Annotated in this window: 19 protein-coding genes and 2 pseudogenes; 8 read left to right on the forward strand and 13 right to left on the reverse strand. The window is 64.8% G+C overall.

What is annotated here, in order from left to right:
* Positions 1-10 precede the first annotated feature (10 nt).
* On the forward strand, positions 11-736 hold the full coding sequence (locus D7I44_RS18530; RefSeq protein ID WP_120787864.1) for a VIT1/CCC1 transporter family protein: 726 nt from the start codon (positions 11-13) through the stop codon (positions 734-736).
* Here the strand turns inward: D7I44_RS18530 and D7I44_RS01475 are convergent.
* A pseudogene (locus tag D7I44_RS01475) lies at positions 728-1,168 on the reverse strand (MarR family winged helix-turn-helix transcriptional regulator); the annotation flags it as partial. The gene D7I44_RS18530 and the pseudogene D7I44_RS01475 overlap by 9 nt on opposite strands.
* 62 nt (positions 1,169-1,230) lie before the next feature.
* On the opposite strand from D7I44_RS01475, the gene D7I44_RS01480 reads away from it, so the two are divergent.
* On the forward strand, positions 1,231-1,599 hold the full coding sequence (locus D7I44_RS01480; protein WP_120787866.1) for a VOC family protein: 369 nt from the start codon (positions 1,231-1,233) through the stop codon (positions 1,597-1,599).
* On the opposite strand, the gene D7I44_RS01485 is transcribed toward D7I44_RS01480, so the two are convergent.
* Entirely contained in the window at positions 1,577-2,866 is a 1,290-nt protein-coding gene (locus D7I44_RS01485) for an acyltransferase family protein (RefSeq protein WP_120787867.1), read from the reverse strand. The genes D7I44_RS01480 and D7I44_RS01485 overlap by 23 nt on opposite strands.
* Before the next feature lie 101 nt (positions 2,867-2,967).
* Between D7I44_RS01485 and D7I44_RS01490 the strand changes: the two genes are divergently transcribed.
* Complete coding sequence (locus D7I44_RS01490; protein WP_120787868.1) at positions 2,968-3,453, forward strand: RidA family protein; 486 nt, start codon at positions 2,968-2,970, stop codon at positions 3,451-3,453.
* Between the two features lie 44 nt (positions 3,454-3,497).
* Here D7I44_RS01490 and D7I44_RS01495 read toward each other — a convergent pair whose 3' ends face one another.
* Positions 3,498-4,064 carry a TMEM175 family protein gene (locus tag D7I44_RS01495; RefSeq protein WP_120787869.1) on the reverse strand — a complete coding sequence of 189 codons (567 nt, stop codon included), beginning with the start codon at positions 4,062-4,064 and terminating at the stop codon, positions 3,498-3,500.
* Between the two features lie 101 nt (positions 4,065-4,165).
* Positions 4,166-4,615 (reverse strand): hypothetical protein, encoded by a 450-nt coding sequence (locus tag D7I44_RS01500; RefSeq protein ID WP_245979886.1) that lies wholly within the window; start codon positions 4,613-4,615, stop codon positions 4,166-4,168.
* Positions 4,616-4,871: 256 nt separating this feature from the next.
* Between D7I44_RS01500 and D7I44_RS01505 the strand changes: the two genes are divergently transcribed.
* Together D7I44_RS01505 and D7I44_RS01510 are read left to right on the forward strand one after the other, a co-directional pair.
* Positions 4,872-5,579, forward strand: coding sequence for an MgtC/SapB family protein (locus D7I44_RS01505; RefSeq protein WP_120787870.1), 708 nt, complete (start codon positions 4,872-4,874; stop codon positions 5,577-5,579).
* Positions 5,580-5,619: 40 nt separating this feature from the next.
* The gene (locus D7I44_RS01510) at positions 5,620-6,381 is read left to right on the forward strand and encodes a PIG-L deacetylase family protein (protein WP_162939992.1); all 762 of its coding nucleotides are present in this window, start codon (positions 5,620-5,622) and stop codon (positions 6,379-6,381) included.
* 216 nt (positions 6,382-6,597) lie between these two features.
* On the opposite strand, the gene D7I44_RS01515 is transcribed toward D7I44_RS01510, so the two are convergent.
* Positions 6,598-7,059, reverse strand: a complete 462-nt coding sequence (locus tag D7I44_RS01515; protein ID WP_120787872.1) for a TspO/MBR family protein — start codon at positions 7,057-7,059, stop codon at positions 6,598-6,600.
* Between the two features lie 185 nt (positions 7,060-7,244).
* Here D7I44_RS01515 and D7I44_RS01520 point away from each other — a divergent pair, with 185 nt between their 5' ends.
* A complete protein-coding gene (locus D7I44_RS01520) occupies positions 7,245-8,786 on the forward strand; it encodes an SDR family oxidoreductase (RefSeq protein WP_120787873.1) in 1,542 nt (513 codons plus the stop codon).
* Positions 8,787-8,855: 69 nt separating this feature from the next.
* Here D7I44_RS01520 and D7I44_RS18445 read toward each other — a convergent pair.
* Positions 8,856-9,075, reverse strand: a pseudogene (locus D7I44_RS18445) (pyrimidine dimer DNA glycosylase/endonuclease V); the annotation flags it as partial.
* 70 nt (positions 9,076-9,145) lie between these two features.
* The gene (locus tag D7I44_RS01530) at positions 9,146-9,526 is read right to left on the reverse strand and encodes a DoxX family protein (protein WP_120787874.1); all 381 of its coding nucleotides are present in this window, start codon (positions 9,524-9,526) and stop codon (positions 9,146-9,148) included.
* Between the two features lie 588 nt (positions 9,527-10,114).
* Between D7I44_RS01530 and D7I44_RS01535 the strand changes: the two genes are divergently transcribed.
* Positions 10,115-11,437 carry a DUF4365 domain-containing protein gene (locus D7I44_RS01535; RefSeq protein ID WP_120787875.1) on the forward strand — a complete coding sequence of 441 codons (1,323 nt, stop codon included), beginning with the start codon at positions 10,115-10,117 and terminating at the stop codon, positions 11,435-11,437.
* Positions 11,434-12,864, forward strand: coding sequence for an argonaute/piwi family protein (locus D7I44_RS01540; RefSeq protein WP_120787876.1), 1,431 nt, complete (start codon positions 11,434-11,436; stop codon positions 12,862-12,864). Before D7I44_RS01535 ends, D7I44_RS01540 begins: the two co-directional genes overlap by 4 nt.
* A gap of 6 nt (positions 12,865-12,870) precedes the next feature.
* Here D7I44_RS01540 and D7I44_RS01545 read toward each other — a convergent pair whose 3' ends face one another.
* From D7I44_RS01545 to D7I44_RS01570, 6 genes are read right to left on the reverse strand one after another with little or no spacing between them, the layout of a single operon-like run.
* Complete coding sequence (locus D7I44_RS01545) at positions 12,871-14,856, reverse strand: ATP-binding protein (protein WP_120787877.1); 1,986 nt, start codon at positions 14,854-14,856, stop codon at positions 12,871-12,873.
* Entirely contained in the window at positions 14,849-16,171 is a 1,323-nt protein-coding gene (locus D7I44_RS01550; RefSeq protein WP_120787878.1) for a hypothetical protein, read from the reverse strand. The genes D7I44_RS01545 and D7I44_RS01550 overlap by 8 nt, the downstream gene beginning before the upstream one ends.
* Positions 16,171-19,254: a type III restriction-modification system endonuclease gene (locus tag D7I44_RS01555; protein ID WP_120787879.1), complete on the reverse strand. Its 3,084-nt coding sequence runs from the start codon at positions 19,252-19,254 to the stop codon at positions 16,171-16,173. The genes D7I44_RS01550 and D7I44_RS01555 overlap by 1 nt, the downstream gene beginning before the upstream one ends.
* Before the next feature lie 4 nt (positions 19,255-19,258).
* On the reverse strand, positions 19,259-21,232 hold the full coding sequence (locus D7I44_RS01560; RefSeq protein ID WP_120787880.1) for a site-specific DNA-methyltransferase: 1,974 nt from the start codon (positions 21,230-21,232) through the stop codon (positions 19,259-19,261).
* Positions 21,232-23,241 carry a site-specific DNA-methyltransferase gene (locus tag D7I44_RS01565; RefSeq protein ID WP_220093813.1) on the reverse strand — a complete coding sequence of 670 codons (2,010 nt, stop codon included), beginning with the start codon at positions 23,239-23,241 and terminating at the stop codon, positions 21,232-21,234. The genes D7I44_RS01560 and D7I44_RS01565 overlap by 1 nt, the downstream gene beginning before the upstream one ends.
* Positions 23,242-23,243: 2 nt before the next feature.
* Entirely contained in the window at positions 23,244-23,894 is a 651-nt protein-coding gene (locus tag D7I44_RS01570) for a DUF4391 domain-containing protein (RefSeq protein WP_245979889.1), read from the reverse strand.
* Between the last annotated feature and the right edge of the window lie 19 nt (positions 23,895-23,913).

Genomic DNA, 23,913 nt, shown 5'->3' on the forward strand with positions numbered 1-23,913 from the left:
AATCGCATTCATGACGATGGATGCCGCAGCCGAGGCGAGCCTTCCGAGGGGTCGGCTCGCGCGCCTGCGGGCGGCGGCGTCGGACCCCGGCTCGCTGCGGCTGTGGACGGCGGTCGCCAACGACGGGATCATCGCCACCGCGGGCATCCTGGAGGGGTTCGCGGGCGCCGGCGCGAACGACCGGTCGCTGCTCGTCGTCGCGATCATCGCGACGGTGGCTGGCATGCTCGCCGCCGGCGGGATCGAGTGGTCGCAGGCGGCGACCGAGCGGGAGGCCCAGCAGACGGCCGCTGCCGCCGAGGCGCAGGAGCTCGCGCGCGATCCGGCAGCGGAGGCGGCCGAGCTCGCCGAGCACTACCGCAGCCGCGGTGTCGAACCAGCGCTCGCCGCAGAGGTCGCCCGCCAGCTGATGGCCCACGACGCGCTCGCGGCGCAGCTCGAGACCGAGCACGGCATCCGCCACGTCATGTCCGCGGCGGAGACCCTGAGCACCGGTGTCGGCGCGGTCGTCGCCTACGCGATCGGAGCGGTCATCCCGCTGCTCATCACCGCACTCGTGCCCCAGCGGGCGGAGACGTGGGCGATCGTCGTCGCCGTCCTCGTCTCACTCGTGGTGACGTCGATCGTCGGCGCGCGCAGCGGCCGCACCAACGTCGTGCGCACCCTGGCGCGCACCCTCGCCGTCGGCGCCGGCACCCTGATCGTCAGCTACCTCGTCGGGCAGCTCATCACGTAGCGAGCGCACCATGCTCGTGAGCGCCCGGAAGGCGGCGGTCTGCTCGCCCGACGTCATGCCGCCCAGCATCCGCTTCTCAACGGCTCGGACCGCGGTGGATGCCTGCTCGAGGCTGCGCCTCCCCTTCGGGGTGAGCCGGGTGGGCAGCGCCTTCCCCACCGGCGCCGCGGCCGCCCTGGCCACGTAGCCGTCCCGCTCGAGAGCCTGAAGCAGAACGTGCATCGACTGCCGCGTCACGAACGCGCCTCGCGCGAGCTCGGAGTTCGACAGACCGGGGCGCTGGGCGAGCAGCTCGAGGCACGAGTAGTGCGTGATCGTCATGCCGAGCGGCCGCAGCACCGCCTCCATGGCGGCGTGCAGCGCGCTCGAGGCCTCCTTCAGCAGGTAGCCGAGCGACGTCTCGAGGTCGACGCCATCACCGTCTTGACTCATGTCAGTATTCTGACATACATTGTCCCATGTCAGCTAACTGACACATCAGAAGGAGCAACATCATGCCAGCCACCGGCCCCGACTTCATCTCCATCCAGGTCCGCGACCTCGACGCGTCGCAGACGTTCTACGAGCGGTACCTCGGCCTCGTGCGCTCGCCGGCCGGTCCGCCGCACGCCGTGGTCTTCGCGACGACGCCGATCGCCTTCGCGCTGCGCGACGTCATTCCCGGCACCGACCTCACCTCGATCGCCCAGCCCGGCGTCGGCGTCGCGCTCTGGTTGCACGCCACCGAGGTGCAGTCGATCCACGATGCGCTGGTCGCCGACGGCCACACCATCGTGTCTGCGCCGATCGACGGCCCGTTCGGGCGCACCTTCACCTTCGCGGACCCCGACGGGTACTACGTCACCCTGCACGACCGCGCGTAGGCGGGCCGACAGCGACTCGTTGAGGCCGCAGGAGCACCAGCGTCGCGGCCAGGCCGATGAGGCCTGCCAGCGCAAGCCACCTGTCCATCCCCCAGTCGGTGATCGCGAACATCGGGATGAAGGCGACGACCACTGCGACGAGTGCCCACGGAAGGCCCGGCCCCCGGAATCCGTCCGGGATGTGCGGCGCCTTCTCGAAGCGCACCGACCACAGCGAGATGAGGAAGATGAGCGCGAAGGTGGCGAGCAGCACGAGCGGGCGCGACTTCCACCATGCCCCCGAGGCCGGGTCGGGCAGGCCATGCGGAATCAGCAGCGCCACCCCGGTGACCAGCAGCAGGCACGTCATGTGCCACACGTAGACCGTCATGAGCCGGGTTCCGATGGCGAAGACCACGAGCTGCGCGACGCGGGACCGCATCAGCTTCTCGAGCGCCGGGTGCAGCAGCACGAGCAGAGACAGCTGCGCGATGCCGAGCAGCATCAGCGGCACAGACGGCGGGTTCAGGTTGTAGAGCATGTCGGTGTTGTAGATGCGGTTGAGCACCAGCACGGCGAGCAGCGACGCAGCCGCGAGGAAGACGCCGAGCGTCAGGATGCGTCTGCGGTGGAAGACGCGCTCCGCGTACAGGAATCCGATCTGCTGCACGAATAGCCACACGAAGAAGAAGTTGAGCCAGCCGATCGAGACGTGTCCGCTCTGCCGTCGTGCCGTGTCGATCGCGACGGCGCCCGCGGCGAGCACGACGAAGGTGGCGAGCGGATGCGTGCGATGCAGCCGCACCATCAGGGGCGCGCACGCCTGGCACAGGAGATAGGCCGCGAAGAACCACAGCGGGGTGCCGACCCCCGCGAGGACCACATTCACCAGCTCCGGGTCGACGCCGAGAAGGAAGGCGAGCCAGCCGGCGAGGGCGAAGACGACGAACACCGAGAGCGTCGGCCGCGCCATCCGCAGGGTGCGCTTGCGGATGAACTCGGCGGCCGTCAGGTCACGCCTGCGGTACGAGGTGAGGGTCGCGAAGCCCCCGAGCGCGAAGAAGAGCGGCATCACCTGCCCGAACAGTGTCGCCGGGACATACCAGGGCTGCCGTTGCAGAGGCTGCGTGACCACGATCTGGCCGTCGTGGATGCCGACGCCGATCATGAGCATGTGGACGATCACGACCACGACCACGGCAAAGACCCGGGCGAGGTCCACCGAGAGGTCTCGTGCGGAGAGATCGACGTCGGCCGAGGGTGCGGGCAGAGCCGGCGTGGTGGCCATAGCCACGCAAACTAACAGATCGCGGATGCTGCTCCGGGCCGACCATGCAACGCGTCATCGAAAATCCGTCACGGTCCTCGTGCTCCTGCGACAGTGGTGCCATGACGATCATCGAAGAACGGCTCGCGGCGCTCGGCCTCTCGCTTCCCGCGGCAGCCGTCGCGCCTCCGGGCGTCGCTTTCTCGTTCGCGTGGGTGCGCGTGTCCGGGAGGCGCGTGCTGGTCTCCGGGCACTCGCCCCAGGCAGACGACGGCACCCTGGTCGGGCCCTTCGGGAAGGTGCCGTCCGAGGTCTCGATCGAGGAGGCGACCCTCGCCGCCCGCCAGACCGTTCTCTCCGTGCTCGGGAGCGTGAAGCGGGCGATCGGGGATCTGGACCGCATCGCGGCTTGGGTGAGCGTGAGTGGCATGGTGAACGCCGAGAGCGGCTACGGCAAGACCACCAATGCCATCAACGGGTTCTCCGGGCTCGTCCTTGAGCTTTTCGGACCCGAGATCGGGAATCACGCGCGTACCGCGGTCGGGTATGCCGCCCTCCCCCTCAACAACGCGGTCGTCGTCGGCGCCGAGCTCGAACTCCGGAACTGAGCGGGTGCATCCGTCGATACGCGGAGGTGACCGGCTGCCGCCTCTCAGGCTGCAGCGACCAGCGCGCCAAGCGAGTTCAACCTCTCCTGCACGAGCTGCTCAGCGGTCACACCCCTCAAAAACAGCTCCGGCCGGGCGGTCAGATAGAACGACTGCGCCGCACTCAGCAGAACGACGAAGAAGAAGTTCGCCGGGAGAAGGAGCCTCCCCGCGAGCAAGTGGCCGTACTCGCTGTTGAGGCTTGTGGTGAAGGGCACGACGACGACGCCAAGCAAACGGACCGTGTTGAGCGTGAGAACGACGGTGTCGACGACCCTGACGTGCTCGAACTGGCGCGCGTGCCCAACCCACAACGCACCGAGGATCAGGAAGCTGATCCCGAAGCCGATGAGTTGTGGGCTCAGCTTCCCGAGTGCAGTCCAGAGCTCATGGTTCGTGCGGATGCCGGAGCCGAGGGCCTCGACGCTCACATCGAGGACGAGCAGGGTGGCCGCGATCGCGAACACTCCATCGGTAAACGCTTCGAGCCGGCGTGGGGATATCAGCCTGTCGCGACCACCGTGCGTCCGAGTGCTCTCAGCCTCGTCCGCTCTCCCCGGCCTGCCCTTCATGACAGTGAGGCCAGAGGCGCGCCCGCAGCACTACAACTGAACCGATGATCGCTCTGGACAGCCGACGCCGGCGGCCAGATCGACAAAGTGTCTTTGGCCGATCACGTGGCGCGAAGAAGCCTGCGAACTCCGCCGCGGGCCAGCATGAGGACGATGATCAGCGCGGTGACGAGGAAGAACCCGCCGAGACGCACGGAGCCTCCGAAGACAAGCGCCGTGAGCTCGAGGACCACGAACTTGCTGCCGGGCAGGACGAGGATGAGCGTCGCGATGCTGATGACCCGGCGCCATAGCGACGCAGCCGTTCGGATCCGCCTGAGCAGCGCTGCTTTCACCCACACCACAAGCTCGAGCACCAGCTTCAATAGGACCGCCGTCAAGAGGGTGAGCACGAACGACTCGGAAAGCACTTGCGGGAAGAACTCCACAGCCAACGCGAGTACGACCGTGTAGACGAAGACATCTACCACGTCGGGCGCCGCCAGCCACCTGCGGTGAACGGGCTGAGATCCTTCCGGCGCATCGTGCCCGCCGTCGAGCTCCGCGGCCATGTCACACCTTTCTGCCTCGGCCTGAAGCCGCGGCCGCCAGAGACCGTCACCCTCCGAGGAGCTTCCTCATCATGGAGCACGCGCGGTCGCCGCAGGAAGGGGCTGCGCCGAGCGGAGACCTACTGACGTTCATCGCACGACGACCGCTGGGCGGCGAACTGCCCGGCCGATCTTGTGCGACAGCACGTGCCGACACTGGTGCGAATGGGAACAAAGCGTCTATGAGTTCATTTCAGGCAGCCAGGCAGGTCCGGCGATGACGCACGCCGTGTCGATGTTCGAAGGCCAAGGTTGGTTGCAGATCTGCGAGCTGCTGCTCGCTTTCGCGCTCTCCGCCCTCATCGGACTCGAACGCCAGCTCCGAGGACGAAGTGCCGGGCTCCGCACTCAGGCCATCGTGGGCACGGCGTCGGCGCTATTCCTGCTGGTGTCCAAATACGGCTTCACGGATGTGCTCTCCTCTCACGTGATCCTGGACCCGTCACGCGTCGCCGCCCAGATCGTGTCGGGAATCGGATTCCTCGGTGCTGGGCTCATCCTCACCCGCCGCGGCACGGTCCGCGGCCTGACCACGGCCGCTTCTGTGTGGGAGACCGCGGCGATCGGAATGGCCGCCGGAGCCGGACTCTGGCTGCTCGCCCTGGCCGTGACCGCCCTGCACTTCGTCATCGCCTACGGGCTTCGAGCCCTCACTCGTCGGCTGCCCGGAGGCAGGGACCTTCAGTTTCAGGTCGAGGTCGTCTACGACGACGGGCGCGGGCTGCTGCGCGGCATCCTCTCGTCGATCACCGGCAACGGCTGGGCCGTCCATAGAGCAGAACCCCACCCCGCCGACTCTGAGGGAACGGCAGCGCTCACCCTCGAACTCGCCGGTGAGAACAACCCTGACACCCTCATCGCCGCACTGACCGGCATCGACGGCATCCGAAGCGTCCAACTGCTCGACGAGAGCGACCTCGAATAGCTCGGGACCTATGAAGACAAGTGGGCGTACCGTGGCTCCCGTGCCCGTCGCGCTCGTGATCCACGCCCATCCTGACGATGAGGTGTTCGCAACCGCGGCGTGGATGCGGGAGCTTGCGACCACCGGATGGACGGTGCGGAACGTCATCGCTACAGGCGGTGAAGCCGCCGAGCTCGCGAAAACTCGCGGAGACGTGGAAGCCGCGCGCAGACAACGCCTGGCGAAGTTCGAAAGGGCACTCGATCTGCTCGGCTCAGATTCGTGGGAATGGCTGGACCGCAAGAGCTCCTGGCTGGACTCCGCCGCCCACCCCGAGCGCGCCGTCGCCGCGGCCGACTCCCAACTCGTCACCAGCCACGTTCGACGGGCGCTCGCCCAGCACAAGCCGGGCGTGATCCTGACCGTCGGCGCCGACGGGTTGACCGGACACCCGGACCACATCGCGATCCATCACGCCGTCCGCGACGCGGTGCGCGCCGACGGCATCCCCTCGGACGGCGCATGGGGTGCCCGGCTCCATGCCAACGACATCGCCGCAGCCAAGAAGCACGTTACAAAGGAACTCGGCAAGAAGGCGGCGCTCGGCACGGGCCGGACTGCAGGGGCGTCGCACACGCTGATCGACATCGACGCGGCGCCCGTGGCGAAACTGCGCCGCCAGCTTCTGGATGTGTATTCGCCAGGCCTCGGGACGAAACCCCTCACCAAGGTCGCGAAGACGAACCCGGGCGACTCCGGGTTCCTCCGCGCTCATTTCGACGCGAGCCGCTGGGTAGTCGAACGGTACGAGGCGATCAGCTGATCGCCTCGACCGAGTCGAGGTGGCGCAGATATGAGCACGCCGCCGTTTCCGACCAGGGCGACGGTGATCCAGCGCTGCGTGATGGCTCCACTCCGAAAAGATGTCGGCGCAGCTCCTGTGCGTGGCGTGGGCCGTCGTGCCCACGGGCTCGGCCCGCGTGCCGGCCGCATTCCGCAGAAGGCTTCTGCACGTCCCCTCGGAGCCCTTCTCGTTCTCTCAGTTGCGCCGCCACAAGGCCAGATTGAGCACTGTTGCGAATCCGGTCCAGGCCACGTAAGGGAGCAGCGCGGCTGCAGCCGCCCGGTCGAGGCGAGCGGTGCGGTCGATCAGCGCCAGGTTCGCCCCGTCGAGCGCGACGATGGTCGCGAGGCCGGCGGGCAGGGACCTCGCCGCGAAGAACGCCCAGCACCAGCCCGCATTGAGAACGAGGTCGCCGGTAAGGGCAGCGGCGTAGGTGCGCCGCCGAGAGCCAGCCGGCGCGGCGCGAAGCGAGCGGCTCGCGGACCATGCGATCGAGACGTACAGCGGCGTCCATGCCAGCGGGAATGCCCAGGGTGGTGGCTGCCACACGGGCTTCTTCAACGCCCGATACCATGCGTTCTTCGGCCTCGTGCCGACAGTTCCGACAAGCGCACTGGCCGCCGTCGCGGCCGCCGCCACCAGCCCCCACCGTGTCATCCCCGGATGCTCCCCCGGCGGCCGGTCTCTCCGCTACCCCTTGCGCGCATGAGTGCTGCGGGACCCGATGGGCCTGAGCAGCCCTGGCGAGAGCCGGCCAGACGAAGCATCCCGCCAGGCGCGAGCGCGCGACGATCGATCGTCAAGGGGGTGCCCGCGTCTGCCCACTCGCCTAGCGTGTGCGGATGACCGAGCTCTCCAGCCCCAGCGGCCGCGAGGACGCGTTGCGCGCGCTTGCGCGGAACGACGGCGGGGCGCCGCGCGCGCTGGTGATCGGCGCGACCGGATATCTCGGCGGCCGGCTCACGCCTCGGCTGCTGGCGGCCGGTTATCGCGTGCGGATCCTTGCCCGCAACATCGAACGGGCGCGCGCGTTCCCGTGGAGCGAGGACTGCGAGTTCGTCGCGGGCGACGCGGGCGACGCGGCCGCACTCGCGGAGGCGTGCGACGACGTCGACGTCCTCTACTACCTGGTGCACTCGATGAGCTCGGGGAAGGGCTTTGAAGAGATCGACGAGCGCGTCGCCCGGGCCGTCGCGGCAGCGGCTGCCGATGCGCACGTCTCGCGCATCGTCTATCTCGGCGCCTTGCACCCGACCGGCATCGAACTGTCGCCCCACCTGCGGTCCCGGGTCGAGGTCGGTGACATCTTCCTCGACTCACCCGTGCCGACGCTCGTGCTCCAAGCGGGCATCGTCATCGGGTCAGGCTCGGCCTCCTTCGAGATGATCCGCCATCTCACCGAGGTGCTGCCGTACATGCCTGCGCCACGCTGGGTCCGCAACCGCATCCAGCCGATCGCCGTGCGCGATGTGCTGCACTACCTGCTGGGCGCGGCGCGGGTCAGCCCGGACGTCAACACCGCCCTGGACATCGGCGGCCCGGACGTCTTGCGCTACGGACAGATGATGAACGGATACGCCGTCGAGGCCGGCCTTCCGCAGCGTGCGATCGCGCCGCTGCCGGTCCTCACTCCGAATCTCGCGTCGCTGTGGGTGAACCTCGTGACACCGGTCCCCCGCTCCATCGCCCGGCCCCTCATTGCGTCCCTGCAGAACGAGTGCGTCGTCACCGATCATGAGGTTGACGCGCTCATCCCGCCGCCAGCTGGCGGTCTCACCCCGTATCGCCGCGCGGTCCGCCTCGCGCTCGGCCGCATCGACGCCGACCTCGTGGAGACGAGCTGGGTCGACGCCGAACTGAGCGCCGCGCCCAGCGATCCGCTGCCCAGCGACCCCGACTGGGCTGGCCGGGTCGTCTTCACCGACCGGCGAACCCGCCACACGACGGCCCCACCCGACCGCCTCTGGTCGGTGATCATCGGAATCGGCGGCGGGAACGGGTGGTACTCCTCTCCCCTGCTCTGGGCCCTGCGCGGGTGGTCCGATCGCATCTCCGGCGGGGTCGGCCTGCAGCGCGGCCGCCGCAGCATCAGCACCGCCCGAGTCGGCGACGCGATCGACTTCTGGCGGGTGGAGGCCATCGAAGAGGGACGGCTGCTGCGGCTCCGCGCCGAGATGAAAGTGCCCGGGCACGCGTGGCTCGAGCTGCGCAGCACACCAGACGAAGGGGGAGCCCGCTATGAGCAACGCGCCGTCTTCTTCCCCCAGGGCCTCGCCGGCAGGCTCTACTGGCTCGGCGTGCTCCCCTTCCACGATTTCATCTTCAGCGGCATGGCCGCGCGCATCACGGCGACAGCCGAGGCCGAGACGACACACGTCCGGTGACTCTCAGACGCCGCGCTCCCAGGTGGCGACCTGCCCCGGCGCTCGGGCACCGTCGTACGCAGGAGCTCGGGTGCCGCCGCGGGCCGCCGCGTCGTCGCAGAGAGCGCCGAGGTAGGCGCCAATCGCCAGGCCCGGATCCGGACATGCCCGGAAACACTGAAGCTGGGGATGCGCCTTGTACCCCCGCGTCCGGCCCGCGAGGACGGCCTGAGCCAGCAGAGCCTCGCGCCAGCAACGCCGTGAGCCCCTGCCGATCAAGCAGGCACGGATGCAACGACCACAGCCTCACCGCGGGACCGCCGACGCGACCCAACAGCGCTCGGCCCTGCCGCCACCCCTTGCGATCTGCCGTCGTCGGTTCACGACCGCGTCGACCAGAGCGCCCAGGCCACCAACACCGGCTGAAAGAACAAACGCCCGAGCCGCTTTCCGTTCGTATCCAGCCCGAACCCATCCCGGCGCTTCACATACTGCTCGACATTGCCGGGGAAAACCGCCGCGAAGAACACCGCCAGAAGCCTTCCCACGCGCCGCCGCTCCCGAGGTAAGGCGACGAGCGAGACGCCGATCGCCACCTCGATCGCCCCCGAGGCGACGACCACCGCGTCCTCGTCGAGGTGCAAGACCTTCGCCGACCAATCCGGCACCTGCGCCTGGAAGGCGCGACGCGCCCAGAAGAGATGGCTCAGCCCGGCGAAGACCATCGACGCGGCAAGCAACCAGCGAAACACGACCCGCATGGCCCGACTCAACCGCAGCGTGACGCCAACGTCGAGCCCTTGAGGTCGGCGTCACTGCTATTCACGCCGGAAACTGCGACTCGAACGAAGAACAACTGAAGGCTCCGGGCTGGCGCCGCCCGCGACCGAGAATCGTTGAAAATCCGCGTATTTTCGCGGTTCTCATGGGGTCCAGTGTACTGGCGAGTACCGGCCTGTGACGGCCAATCCGGTCGCTTCCGAGGGCAATCTGGTCACCAAAGTGGTCACCTGCGCGCTCGACATCTCGACCGCTCATGTGTGATGTCTCAGCACATTGGTGACAAGAGCCGGTTCGCCTGGACACCTTGAAAGCAAAGCGGGCCCAGCACCGGGGTTGCGATCGATTTTGCCCGCTCTCCCTTCAGGCAAGCGGATCGCCGAACCGCCGTCAACACAGCCGACCCGACGTGCCAAACGCGTGAGAGCGCGAGTGTCGACCTCGAGACGTCGTCCGCTGAGGGCGGAACCCGGCGACACGGTCGCCTTGAACATGATGTCGGAGGCCACACATACGCTGTCGCATACGGGGAGTCCAACAACTCTCGCGTGATTTGAAAGGAGAGTCCAGTGGCCGCCGGAAAGAAGCTCAGCGACAGCGAGCTGATCGGCGACGCCGGGATCGCCCTCATTCACCGGCGTGTGAGCGCGATGGGGCACGCGTGGCGCCCGCTCGGGCTCGACGCGGGCATCGACGGGAGCATCGAACTGCGCGACCCTGCGACAGGCGAGGTTTCTAACCGCCACATCCTCGTTCAGAGCAAGGCGAGTAGCCGCCCGTTTCCGGGCGAGACCGCCGACCGGTTCCACTACATCTGCGACGAGCGCGACCTCGAGTACTGGCTGAAGTCCGATCAGCCGGTTCTCCTGATCTGCTCCCACCCCGAGTCGGATGGCGCATGGTGGGTGCATGTCCAGAGCTACTTCGCGGATGCATCACGACGGGCCGACCGCCGGGTGGACTTCGACAAGCGGACGATGTCGCTCGAAGGCAACCTCACCGAACACCTCTTCGCCGTGGCAGATCCACAGGGGCGCGCGCACACTCCGGCCCCGGCACACAAGCGGGAAACACTGGAGTCCAACCTGCTCCTCTCGCGCCCACCAGCCCACGTCTACTCATACGCGACAACTGCGACTAGGCCGCGAGACGTGTACGACGCCCAACGCGCCGAGAATCTGGGTATGCGCCACGACTTCGTACTCAAAGGCGGCCTTCTCCATACCTTACGAATCGTCGACGAGACCGGGCTCGGCGTGACCGTCCGCGGTGAGCCTGAAGTCCGACGGATAGCCGACCTCGCGGCAGGCACCCTGGACGATGAACGACTTGCGGTTCAGCTGCTCAACCGATCGCTTCGCGATGACCTCAGCGACGACTGCGACTTCTCCAGAGAGCGCGGCCTTCTGTATGTGCGAGCGACCGATGATCTTTCCGACCGCAAGTGGAACACCGCGGGCTCCAATTGGCGCACCGTGTTCAAGGCCTACCGGAGCAAGAAGGATCCGGGCAGGGTGAGCTACTACCGCCACGCGGCCTTCTCGTGGCAGTTCCTACCTATCGAAGGCGAGTGGTACTGCGCGCTGACGCCCGACTACTACTTCACCTACGACGGTCGCCACGAGTCCCACTTCGCCGCTGACCTGCTGAAGAAGATCAAGTCCTTCGATCGCCATCAGGCTGTCCGGCAGGAGACGCGAATGTGGGCATCGATCCTTCGTGGCGAGGTTACGCTGCTTCACCAGCCCAAGCCGAAGATCCTCGAGTTCGGGCAGCTCGCAACCTTCGGAATTGACCGAGGCATCGACGATCCCTCATGGAAGCAGACCGCTGAAGCCGCGCCGATGGTGCTTGCCCGATCTGACGCCGCCCTTTTCGAGGTGCCTGCATGAAGCTCTCGTTACTCAATGAGCCTGAGCTGGAGTTCTCCAGCGGCAGCCGACATACCGACCCTCGCCGCGGAATCACGTTCTATGGTCCCGCCGACGCGAACCTAACGGCCCCACGAGCAATCCGTGTCGGGATCATCGGAACACGTGACGCGATCGACGGCGTCAAGCGCTGGCTCGACAAGTGCCGCAGTCCGATCGCCGCAAAGTCAAGCCACCTAACGGGCCTATTCCTGCCCTTCCCGGGCTTTGACACCAACGTCGGATTCCGGTCGACGATCGTCTGGGACACACGCCTCGAACGACCGATCACTACGCATGCGTTGCGGAACATCGAGTCGCTAAGTCCGGTCGAGGCCGTCGCGGCAGCGGTTGATCTCTATGACACGGAGTTGGCAGCACTAAACGAAGAGCCCGGGTGCGACGTCGTTCTGGTTTGTCGGCCCGACGTGATTCCTGAGCAGGTCATCAACCCCGGCGCCTCCGACCGCCCGTGGCGAGAACCCCGCGTCGAGCACACCGGCGTCGACTTCCACTCGCTTCTTAAAGCGAGATCGCTCAAGACGAGCCGGCCAATCCAGATCATTCGGCGTGAAACCTGGGACGTCGCGTACAAGCCGAAGGGCGGAGATCGCCGCCAGCAACAGGACGAGGCAACGAAGGCGTGGAACCTTCACACCGCCCTTTACTACAAGGCGGGCGGTGTCCCGTGGCGGATGACCCGCGCTTCCGAGGACCTCACGAGCTGCTTCGTGGGGGTCGCGTTCTACCGCGACTCGGCCGGAGACACACTCCAGACGAGCGTCGCCCAGGTCTTCAACCAGAGAGGCGACGGCGTTATCGTCCGCGGGGCACCCGCCCGTCAGTCAAGAGACGACCGCCAGCCTCATCTGACCGAAAACGACGCCAAGGGTCTGCTGACCCAGTCGCTCGCGTCGTACCGCCGCGAGCACCGCACGATGCCAGCCAGGGTGATGCTGCACAAGACCTCGTCGTTCACGGACGCGGAGCAGCGCGGGTTCCGGGCCGCGGCGGTCGATGATCACATTGATCTGCTCGAACTGGTCTGGCTGCCGAGAGGCGACTCAGTCCGGCTCTTCCGACGCGGGGAGTTTCCACCGCTTCGCGGCACGATGCTCTCGCTCTCCGAGCAACGACACGTTCTCTACACTCGCGGCAGTGTGCCCCTCTACAAGACATACGCAGGTATGTATGTGCCGTCGCCACTTCCGTTTCGCCTCGTGGACACAGAGTCGAGTGCCGAAGAAATCGGAACGGAGTTGCTCACGCTCTCGAAGATGAACTGGAACGCGACCCAGATGGACGGACGGCTACCAATCACGATCCGCACCGCGGAGTCGATCGGCGGAATCCTCAAGCACCTCAGTCCCGGCGAGACGCCTGCGCCCCGGTACGCGTACTACATGTAGTCAGCTTCAGAATGGCGGCACCGATGGCCAGTCCACATCACTCAGATCGATCGCGTCGGGCGGATCCTCGTCGTCGGAATCAGCGATGAGCGGCGAGAGCCACTCAGTCGTCACCGACATCGTGCGGCTATTGGGAGCGGCCTCAGGTGGGAGTTGACCGATCCGCACGACAACGGGGACTTGAGCCGAGACCCCCGAGAGAACGCATGTCCCGGTCGGCAGGATCGGCAGAGACTCGAACGACACCCGATCAAGGTATGCGACCGCCTTCTCGATGGCGTGAACGTCGAGGTTGTTCACGAGGCGGTGGAGGAAGTAGTTGTGCAGTTGCGACACGATCGTTTCTGAGATGTCATGCGGACGCTGGCTCGCAATCGTGAGGAACACCCCAAACTTGCGGCCCTCCTTGACGATCTCCTCGAACGTCTCCAGGCGATAGTCGCGCCATGCCTCGCTTTCCCGTGCAGACTCCGACGACAAGATGTTGTGTGCTTCGTCGATGATGAGGTTCAGGTACCTCTGGCCGTGCGGGTCTGACCGCTTCTTGTCGTCATACAAATGCTTGCAGACGATCATGGGGATGACCTTGCGCATCGCAAGGTTGACGTTCCGTAGGGAAACCACCGTTAGCGGCACCTTGGTAAACGCATCGTCCGACACTCGAACGAGGCGCTTGATACTGGGCACACGCTCGACCATTCGTTTCATCATTGGGCCGAGGTGCTCGCGGTTCGCGAAGCCACTGATCACGTCCCGGTAGTACTGGAGGACGAGCTTGAAGCGAACCAGATCTACGTCACCGACTGAGGAGAAGTCCTGCTGCACGGCCGTGACCTTGCCCTTGATGAAGTCGCTCCAATCGTCCGCGGTTGCCCATTTTTCCTCGGCACTCCCGCGTGGACCCCAATAGAAGTTATGGTCACGGCTGAAGTACTGGAGTTTGTCCCGCATCTCCTGAATCAACGACAGCAGCCTCTGGCGATCCACGTCGTCGCCGAGGCACTCTTCGATCTCTTCGAGGAAGTTGATTGGGAGCTGCCTGTCGATCGTCGCGTCATTGCTCTTCGTCGCGCGCGCGACGAGGTCTCCGATGACATCGAGGAGCGCTGCGGAGTCTGGAAGTAGGGCGTCCCAGTAGTCGCTCTTGAGCACGCGAGAAATGAAGGGAGCCTGCGTCTTTTCAGTCGCGTCGAGCAGAACGGTCCAGAAGACTGGATCATGAACGGCGGACCTCGGAAGTGGCAGCTGATCCCCACCGTCGTCGTGTGTCGACAGGTCGTAAACCTGCTTCACATCGTCCCCGGCAATGACTGCGGTCGCGTACTCCTCCGATCCGCCCGCGCGGTTGACGTACTCGCCGTTGAAGTCGATCAACACGAACTGAGACCGTTGGCGGAACGTCTCGATCGCCCCGTACCTCTTGAACAGTTCGTGATACAGCTTGGCGAGCGTGTACGACTTCCCGCTGCCCGTGTTGCCGAAGATCCCTACGTGGCTCGCGAAGATTGCATTGACACCAACCGATACCGGCTGAGTTGGCTCCATCGCCAGCGCGCCGATCTCGAGCGGCTCATCGTCCGCCGAGACGAACGTGTGGATGAGTCCGAACTCATCCTCCGTGAGCATGAAGCACTCGTTGTCGAGAAGCGGCATCTCACGCACTCCGCGCTCGAAGCGTCCGCCCTCGATGTAGCCGACAAGGCTGACGTCGAGCTGTCGGGACAAAGGGTCCACGCCGCGGCGGTACCCGGAGGTCGCCCCGCGATCCTCTTCGACAACCTCCCCATCAACCTTGGCGATCAGCTCAACGAAGCCCTTGACGATCTTGACGTAGCTCGCGACGGCGACGTTCCGCACAAGGCCTCCGCGGTACAGGAGGTGCGAGCCGTTCTTGAGCTTGTCGACCGCGACTCGCACACGCCGGCCGTCGACCGACACGACCCTGCCCACGCGGAACACGGCGTCCTGATCAAGAACGTCTTCCTCAATCACCGGAGGACTCCGCGGGGGGCGTCCGGATGTCCAGTTCGATTCGCTGATCCGGTGCAGGAATCTTGTCGCGAACGATCGGCGCGAAGTAGTCGGACTCCAGAATGTCGAGGTTGATCTTGCGTTCGCCGAGTCCCTCGCCCGGCTCGTCTGGGATCACGAACTGGATGTTGCCGTTCTTGACTTCGCTGTCGGGCAGGAGCGCCTCGTAGTCCCTGAGCCCCCCGCGCGAGTAGCAGAACACGACCACTTCCAAAGTCGGATTCGTTCGCGCTGCGCGCAGCACGAGGTCGCGCAGATGCTCATCACGGAACGAGAACCCGTGGACAAAGAGGACGCTGTTCTCTTTCTCCATCTCATTGGAGAACCGGCGGATCAGCTCGTAGTACGTCTCGTTGAGCACGGTCGTCGCGAACTTGCGCTTGTCCGGATTGACGATGCCGAGCCTGTTGTAGCCATCAGAGAACGCCCCGACCGCCTCTGCCGCGGTCTCCTCCGTGCCGAGCAGTTTGAGGTCCTCCAATCGTTGCTCTGCCTCGGTCAAGAGATCCCTGGTTGAGCGGATTGTCGGCCCCTGGCCCTGCGGCTGAGGATCGACGAGCACGGACAGCAAGTGTTCCTTCGCGGCGTCAAGTAGCCCCCTGACCTCCTTCACGAGCGTCAACCCGTGGTCAAAGTAGATGTCGGACTTCCGGTCCTCTCGCTCGTGCTGACGCCATGAGGCCGATCCGTGGATCTTGATGAGGTTGAAGACCGGCACCTCGAACCGGTGCTCGTACCGACTGCCCATCCGAAAGCGGAGAGTGTTGAAGTCACCGAGGTCAAACTTTGGCCTGATCTTGCCGCTGAACCCATCAGAGAGCTCGATGCCGAGTTCCTCCATGGCCACCTCGAACAACATGTCCACGTTCGTCGTGAAGATGTTCGCCTGCTTCGACAGGAGCGTGCTGTGCCGTCGCAGCAGGATGCGGTTCAGGGTGCGCACGAAGGTCGCATAGGAGCGAAGAACGGACTCAGCTGAAGCCTCGCGCTCGATGACCCTGGTGTTGGGGACGAGGACGTTCTCGAAGAAGTAGGCCTGGATCGAGGCGCGGACAAGCAGTTTCGCACCCTCGGGCCCGCTCGAGTCGGCGAGGTCCGTGAGCGCCTGCTCGATGTTGCCAAGCGGCGCGAAGTACGGGACGGATGTACCCGCGCCGAGCAAGAAGTTGAGATGCGCAGACTCAACGATGGTGCGAAGGCGTTCGGGCGTGAGCCGGTTCGCGTGCGGTTCGGACACGGGCTGCTGTGCCACACCGTTGATCCGGATGTCAGCCATCACGCCCCCACAAGCGCGAGGAGGTTCTCGTACGTGTCCACGACGTCGTACTTCACGCCGTCGTTCTCGGCCTTGTCGTTCAGCGACGCAAAGAACTTGCGCGCACACTCGATCTTGGCTTCCTCGACGCCCTTGAGCTGGAGCGTCGACATCGAGCCCTTGGTCTCGGCGACGAAGTAGACGTGCTTGATCTGCGTGATGTCATCGCGGAACGCGATGGCCCAGTCGGGGTTGTAGTCGCCGACTGGCGTCGGGATGAAGAACCCGCGGGGCAGCTTGGAGTAGACGACGACCTCGTCGCTGACGTCGAGCTTCTCGACGAACGAGCGCTCGACCTTCGAGTCCGTCACGACGTACTCGTACACGCTCTTCTTCAGCTTGTCGCCAGCCTTGGACAGGTCCTGGGCGGTCTGGTTCTCCGTGAAGATCGAGGAGTCGTACCGGCCGTCGAGCGGATCGTAGGTCAGGTGCTCGACGATCACCGTGGCCTTCTGCTCGTTGATGAGCCGGGCGGTCTCAGTGATGAACTGCTCGGGATTCTGCTTGAACTTCGCGAACGTGCCCGAATTGATGCCGGTGAGGATCGCTGCGCATGTCCGACGCGTAAGCTGAGTCTTCTCAGCGATCTCCCCGAGCAAGTCGTACTTCACAGTCGAGCCCGCCGACACGGCCGAGTGCTCGACCTTGGTCTCGGACACCTTGAAGCCGGTACCGGCCTCGAGCTGCTCAACTTCGAGCCCGACGACCTGCTTGCCGGCCTCGACGAGGTACTGCATCACGGTGACGTTGAGCTTCTTGTCCAGCTCGGCCACACACTTAGCGATCAACTCTTCCGAGTCGAACTCGACCTGGTAGACCGCCTTGTGGTTGATGCGGCCCCACAGTTCCTGGAACTCGCGCTTGGCGAAGTTCTTCTCGTTGAACGGGATCTTCTTCGGCCTACGTCCATCAGCCGGCTTGGGCACGTCAAGGTAGAGCGCGTCGACAAGCGGCCAAACGAAGTCGATCACCGGCTTGAGCACATCTGAGGCCGGCGCGGCAAGGGTTCCGTCGGCTCGCGCGTCTTTGTACGCCTGCGTCACGAAGCCCGATTCGTCGATGTAGTCGTTCTTGATCAGGTGGAAGTACAGTGCCTGCGCGACCGCCTTCTCCACCACGCTCGTCACCCCGTCGGCAGTCGTGAACTGTTTGCCGGTGAAGTATTCAACCGTGGCCTTGCGCGGACGAGCCGACAGCGAGTCGATGATCTCCTTCTGGAGCGCGGTGACGAACTCGATGTACGACTCATCGGTCACGACGGTCAGCTCGTTGATGTCATGCACGGTCACGGGGTTGTCCATCCGCTCGCCGTGCTGGTCGACGGATAGGCGCAAGCCGCGGCCGATCTCCTGCCGCCGTGTGGTGGTGTTGTCGCTCTTCTTGAGCATGCCCATCACGAACACGTTCGGGTTGTCCCAGCCCTCGCGCAGCGCCGAGTGCGACCAGATGAACCGCACCGGCTCCTCGAACGACAGCAGCCGCTCCTTGTCCTTCAGAATCAGGTCATAGGCGTCGACATCGTCGGACTGGCCAGCGAAGTCGCCGCGCGCCGCGATCTTGCCGTCGACGGAGTGCCCGGTTTTCTTGTCGATCGAGAAGTAGCCCTCGTGCGTCGACCGAACCGAGATCGCCTCGACGTGCTTGCGGTACCGCTCGGCAGCCTCGTCGAGGTCGAGCTGACCAAGGTAGTCGGCGAGCACCGCCTCGTACTCCTCCTCGAACACTCGGGCGTACTCGCCGAGGGCGTCCTCGCGGTCATAGTCGCGGTACTTGGCGACCTCGTCGATGAAGAACAGTGACAGCGTCTTGATACCTTGCGCGAACAGCTCCCGCTCCTTGTCGAGGTGGGCGCGGATGACCTCGCGGATCTGGATGCGGCGCTTCTGATCCTCGGCGACGTCCTCGGTGACCTCGCCCGCGCCGATGACGTCGCCGTTGCTCAGCTCGATGATGTCGCGGTTGGCATCCACGTCCCGGATGAACAGACCCTTGTACGCCTCGATACCGCCAGAGATGTCGTGCAGATTCATGCCCTGGCTCAGCCGCTTCACCTGCCGCTTGATGCCCTGGGCCGTCTGCACCTCCAGCTCCACGCGCGCCTTGGGGAACTCCGCGCCCTTGCCAACCTCGAGCCCGTCGACGTAGAGGTAGGCGGTGCTGCCGGCCAGGTGCTTGACCGTGATGCCGCGCACCGCGATCTTCTTCACCAGCTTCTGGTTGTACGCGTCGACCGCGTCGAGGCGGTGCACCTTGGTGCGCTCGATCTTGTGGGTCGCCGAGTAGCGCAGTGCGAACAGCGCGTGGAACAGGCCGAGCGCCTCAAGGGACTTCGAAGGTTTCTTCGCGTCTCCTTCAATCTTCTGCGGCTCGTCGATGATCAGGATCGGCCGATTCGCCGCGATCACGTCGATCGGCTTGCGGGACTGGAAATCGTCGAGAACCTCGTAGATGCGACGGGCGTCCTTGCCGGTGGCGTTGAACGCCTGGATGTTGATAATCATCACCTGCACACCCGCGTCGGACGAGAACCGCTCCAGCTCGTGCAGCCGCGAGGAGTTGTAGACAAAAGTGCGGGGCTTGGTGCCGTAGAACTGCTGGAAGTGCTCGGCGGTGATGTCGAACGACTTCTTCACGCCTTCGCGGATCGCGATCGACGGCACGACGACGATGTACTTCGACCACCCGTACCGCTTGTGCAACTCCATGATCGTCTTGATGTAGACGTAGGTCTTGCCGGTGCCGGTCTCCATCTCGATGTCGAGATTTATCGGCGCCGCCGACTTCTTGACTGGGTCCTTCAAGTCCTTCGACAGCGTCAGCCCACGCGCCCGCTGCACCCCGTGGACATTCTCCAGAAGCTGTGACGGCGTGAGCGCGATCTCCGCGTTGCGCAGCCCCGCATCCTCCAGCAGCGTGGGCGCCGCCTCCTTACCGGGGTCGATACGGTACTTCACCCCGTCGGCATACGGCTGCCCCATGAACACGTCGACCACGGCATCGACGGCTTCGGTCTGGTATGGCTGGACCTTGAACTGGAGCTTCATCGGGTCAGATCGCCCTTACCTCTGTCTCGGGTGATACCTCGCGGAAGATCTGCTCGGCGTTGATGCGTGCGGCATCGGTCGCGAACCCCGCATCCAAGAACACCGCGCGAAGGGGATGCCGCGCCGCGATTGCCCCTACTACAGCGTCGGTTACTTCATCGGCGAAGCACGCAATCAGAGCGCCATCGGCGACCGACAGCACGCGGCGGCCCTCGATGTCGTCGACTGCGATCGGCTCGGCGAGATCGATCCCCCAGTCGAGCAGTACCTGGAAAAGCAAGTCTTCGTCGGTGCGGTCAGGCTTGACACTCTCGACGGCCTCCGACAGCGCAAACTGCACCAGGTCGTCCGCGGTCGTGAGAGTGTCAGCCATGTTGCTCGTCGCGACGTGCAGCGACCTGAATCCGACATCAAGATCGGCACCCGGCGGTCCAGCCTCCTGCCGCACATGTTCACCAGCACGGCGCAGTCGCTCACGCGCCACGCCGGCAAGCGTTACATATCCGCGCTTTCGGGCGAGCGCCCCAGACTCGAGAACCTCGTCAAGCTGCACCATGATGAAGCGGCGATTGCCCTGGTCTGTGGCGTTGAGACTCATTACGGCATGCGCGGTCGACGCTGAGCCTGCGAAGAAGTCCAGGACGATAGCGTCCTTGTCGGCACTCGTCACGGCGTCGATCCACGTTCCGAGGACACCAGTGTCCTTCGGGTAGTCGAAGAGCTTTCCATCAAGAAGCCTCGTGAGCGCGTCACTCGCGGGTGCACGCTCTTGTGAGATCACCGGGCGGATCGCCTGCGTATCCATGTCGCTCAAGAGGCGCTTGAACCGCGGTGTGGTTGTGTGATCTGGACCGAAAATGATCCGTCGCTGCGCGATGCGCTCCGCCATCGCCTCACGTGACAGCCGCCACCCATACTCGTGCATCGGGACAGGCTCCCTGGTGACGGGGTGCAGCACTTCGTACTGCAAGTTCTCCCGGGGATTCGGGCTCGCCAGATTGTCGCGGGTGAAGATCTGACCGAATTCATCGATCTCGCTGTACGCCTTGAGTCCGGCCTCTACGTCAGGCTTTGTCTTCCACCAGTCGCGATAGCGCGTCGTTGCGCGCGCGGCATCGTGGCCTGACTCCTCCCAGGCGCGACGCCCGGCTTCCATGACATCGTCGTACCCGCGTTTGGGCCCTTTAAAGCGCACGTCCTGGGCAATGAGCGTCGTCCTACTGCGCGCGTACAGAAGCATGTAGTCGAGCCCGCCTGCTGTGAAGCGCGCGTCATTCTTCCCTGATCCCTGCCACACCACGTTCGCGAGGAAGTTGTCTGCACCGAAGACCATGTCGAGAAGTGAGCGCAGGTTCGCGTGTTCGTGATCATCGATGGCGACGATCATGACTCCGTCGTCCGTCAGGAGACCACGCGCCAACTTCAGCCGCGAGTACATCATGCTCAGCCAGTCAGAGTGGAAGCGACCGTTCGCCTCGGCGTTCGCGACGAGGCGGTCGCCGGTCTCTGACCTCTGGCCTGAGCGGGCAAGGTAGTCGGCGCTCGACTCGGCGAAGTCGTCTTCATAGACGAAGTCGTTGCCGGTGTTGTATGGCGGGTCGATGTAGATCAGCTTGACCTTGCCCAGGTAGGACTCCTGGAGCAGCTTGAGTGCCTCCAGGTTGTCGCCCTCGATGAACAGGTTCTTGGTCGTGTCGAAGTCGACCGACTCCTCACGCACCGGGCGCAGCGTCTTGGCGATAGGTGCGTTCGCGGCGAACGCGGCGGCACGCTTGCCGGGCCAGTCGAGCTGGTAGCGTTCCTGCGGACCATCGACAACGTGGTCGGAGAGTTCCTGGCGGAGGAGGTCGAAGTCAACGGCGAGGGTCACGTTGCCCTCCGCGTCCCTCGACTCGGTGACGACCTGCGGGAACAGCTCGGCGATGCGCTCGACGTTGCGAGCCGTCAGGTCGGGCGAGTGCAGTGCGCGCTTCTCCATCACGCACCACCGCCCAGAACAGCGAGGTCATACGGTCTTGACCTCCGTGTTTGGTGACAGCTCACGGAAGAGCTGCTCGGCGTTGATGCGATCCGCGTCCGACTTGAAGGCCGAGTCGCGGAAGACGGCTCGCAGTGGCTGACGCTTCGCGATCTCGGTGACCACATCAGCGGACACCTCCTCGCTGAAGCACGCGATGAGCGCGTCGTCGGCGACGCGGAAGTACGTTTCGGGGGCGGCGCCGGCTCTCTCTCTCTCTCTCTCTCTCTCTCTCTCTCTCTCGAAACCTCACGTTCGATAGGCAGGCTCAGCTCGAGGCCCCAGTCGATGAGCACTTGGAAGAGCAAGTCTTCGTCGGTACGGTCAGGCTTCACGCTGTCGATCGTGTCCAAGAGGTCTCCCTGGCCGAGCGCGTCGGCAGTCGCACTGATATCGGCCATGCTCGTCGTGTCGACGCGGAGTGCTCGGAACCCGAGATCCATCTCTCCGGACAGGAGACCGCTCGACTCGTCTACCCTTCTCGCCGCACGACGGACGCGTTCGCGACTCAGTTCCGCGATTGTCTTGTACCCAGCGCGACGAGCAGCCGAATCTTCGGGAAGCGGTTCGCCGACCTGAACCATTACGAATGTGCGAGGCTTCGCATCGGTGGCAGTTGTCTCCATGACCGCCTGGGCCGTTGTACCCGAGCCTGCGAACAAGTCCATGACGATGCCCCCATCGGGTGTGCCGAGAAGGCAGATCTCACGCAGGAGCGCCACAGGTTTGGGGTAACTCATGTAGTCGCCCTGGAGCAGGGCTTTCGTCTCTTGCGTCCCGTTCTGGTTGTCGAAAGTGCTCTCATCCCACAACGTCTTGAATTTGCGAACGCGCTCCGCTCCTTCTCGAAACAGAAAGTCCTTCGTGAAGATGTCGAACTCGTCGCGCCGATCGATCCAACGCGCGACAAGGAGGTGCTTCATCTTCTCGCACCGGTCGCGGCCCCACGCCCAACGACCGTCAGTACCGTCTGACTTCCGCGGGAGCACCTCTGCCCACCCGTCGTGAGAATGAAGCGAGACCTCCTCGCCATCAGGAGCTACGTAGATCGGGAAATACATGTCCGGTCGATCGCTGCGCTTGGATGCCGTGCCACGCTGGCGAAGGCCCAGAAGCCGATACGGACCGAGTTCGGGATCGTTGAGCTTGAACTCACCTCGCTGCGAGTCGTCCAGCGGACGTCCACCGACAACCGCGCACGACCGCTCGCGAGCGTAGATGAGCAGTGAATCGTGAACTCCCGCAAGGAATGAGTCCGACTGCCGCCCTCGCGGAGATGCGACGACGATTGCTTCGGCGATGAAGTTTCGTTCGCCGAAGACTTCGTCACAGATTTTTCGGAGATTATGCGTTTCGTGACTGTCGATGCTCGCGGCGAAAATACCCTGCTCGCTGAGCAACGAACGCGCGAGCTTGAGTCGTGGGTACATCATGCTGAGCCAGTCCGAGTGGTAGCGGCCGGATGAATCAGGGTTCGCAGTCAAGCGATCCCCGGAGCCGGTCGTCTGGCCCGATCGCTCAAGATAGTCCACCGTCGACTCAGCGAAGTCGTCCTCGTACACGAAGTCGTTACCCGTGTTGTACGGCGGGTCGATGTAGATCAGCTTGACCTTGCCGAGGTACGACTCCTGAAGCAACTTGAGCGCGTCGAGGTTGTCGCCCTCGATGAACAGGTTCTTCGTCGTGTCGAAGTCGACGGAATCCTCACGCACGGGCCGCAGCGTCTTGGCGATGGGAGCGTTGGCCGCGAAGGCCGCGGCACGCTTGCCTGGCCAATCGAGCTGGTAGCGCTCCTGCGGCCCCTCGACGACGTGGTCGGCAAGCTCCTGGCGGAGAGCATCGAAGTCGATCGCAAGCACCGGGTTCCCTTCGGCGTCGAGCGTCTCGGTGACGACGGCCGGGAAGAGTTCGGCGATCTTGTCGATGTTTCGCTGGGTCAGGTCCGGCGAGTGCATCTTCAGCTTCTCCACGGTCATCCTCTGGTGCTCGGTGCGGTGTCGGTCAGCTCAGCGAACGCGGTCTCGCGTTCTTTGAGTTGCCTGCGCAGTTCGATCTTGCGATTGAGTTGTGGTTCGGTGCGCAGCTTCTTCTCCAGCGTGACGATCTCGCGCTGGAGCTTTCGGGCGCGGTCCAGTCTTTCGGTTGCCTCTGACACGGTCTCGCCGACTCGCGTGGCAACCGGCAGGAGTGACGCCAGGAGTGCCTCGTACAGGCTCGGCAAGTCGAGTGCCGTTGGCAGTGGCCGGCGGGGCGCGTCGGCGGCTTGCCATTCAGTGGTGAAGTAGGTCGCGATGCGCGGCGTCTTGCCGTCCAGCGACTTCCGCGCTGCGGCCATGCGGACGCGTTCGATGCTGGCGACCTCGAAGATGATCGGGAAGTGCACGGTCTTGTCGATGGCTGCGAGCACCTCGTCGGAGACATCCGCGCCCTTGGTCTCGATCGTGAAGACCTGGATCTCAGGGACGGTGGTCGTGCCGCGAAGGCGGATGGTGTCGTCGGCGAGCTTGTAAGCCCAGGCGATGCGCTGGATATCGTCGACGAACTTCTCGCGCAGGGCAGTGCGGACGTTGCCGTGCTCGTAGAACTTGGTCTTGGGCACAGAGCGGCCGAACGCGGCGTTCACGGGCCAGCGGTAGAGGACG

This window comes from Gryllotalpicola protaetiae (assembly GCF_003627055.1).
GTDB lineage: Bacteria > Actinomycetota > Actinomycetes > Actinomycetales > Microbacteriaceae > Gryllotalpicola > Gryllotalpicola protaetiae.

Coding starts and splice junctions, on each gene's coding strand:
- D7I44_RS18530 (WP_120787864.1), top strand. CDS start 11: ATGACGATGGATGCCGCAGCCGAGGCGAGCCTTCCGAGGGGTCGGCTC.
- D7I44_RS01480 (WP_120787866.1), top strand. CDS start 1,231: ATGCCAGCCACCGGCCCCGACTTCATCTCCATCCAGGTCCGCGACCTC.
- D7I44_RS01485 (WP_120787867.1), bottom strand. CDS start 2,866: ATGGCCACCACGCCGGCTCTGCCCGCACCCTCGGCCGACGTCGATCTC.
- D7I44_RS01490 (WP_120787868.1), top strand. CDS start 2,968: ATGACGATCATCGAAGAACGGCTCGCGGCGCTCGGCCTCTCGCTTCCC.
- D7I44_RS01495 (WP_120787869.1), bottom strand. CDS start 4,064: ATGAAGGGCAGGCCGGGGAGAGCGGACGAGGCTGAGAGCACTCGGACG.
- D7I44_RS01500 (WP_245979886.1), bottom strand. CDS start 4,615: ATGGCCGCGGAGCTCGACGGCGGGCACGATGCGCCGGAAGGATCTCAG.
- D7I44_RS01505 (WP_120787870.1), top strand. CDS start 4,872: ATGACGCACGCCGTGTCGATGTTCGAAGGCCAAGGTTGGTTGCAGATC.
- D7I44_RS01515 (WP_120787872.1), bottom strand. CDS start 7,059: ATGACACGGTGGGGGCTGGTGGCGGCGGCCGCGACGGCGGCCAGTGCG.
- D7I44_RS01520 (WP_120787873.1), top strand. CDS start 7,245: ATGACCGAGCTCTCCAGCCCCAGCGGCCGCGAGGACGCGTTGCGCGCG.
- D7I44_RS01530 (WP_120787874.1), bottom strand. CDS start 9,526: ATGCGGGTCGTGTTTCGCTGGTTGCTTGCCGCGTCGATGGTCTTCGCC.
- D7I44_RS01540 (WP_120787876.1), top strand. CDS start 11,434: ATGAAGCTCTCGTTACTCAATGAGCCTGAGCTGGAGTTCTCCAGCGGC.
- D7I44_RS01550 (WP_120787878.1), bottom strand. CDS start 16,171: ATGGCTGACATCCGGATCAACGGTGTGGCACAGCAGCCCGTGTCCGAA.
- D7I44_RS01555 (WP_120787879.1), bottom strand. CDS start 19,254: ATGAAGCTCCAGTTCAAGGTCCAGCCATACCAGACCGAAGCCGTCGAT.
- D7I44_RS01560 (WP_120787880.1), bottom strand. CDS start 21,232: ATGGAGAAGCGCGCACTGCACTCGCCCGACCTGACGGCTCGCAACGTC.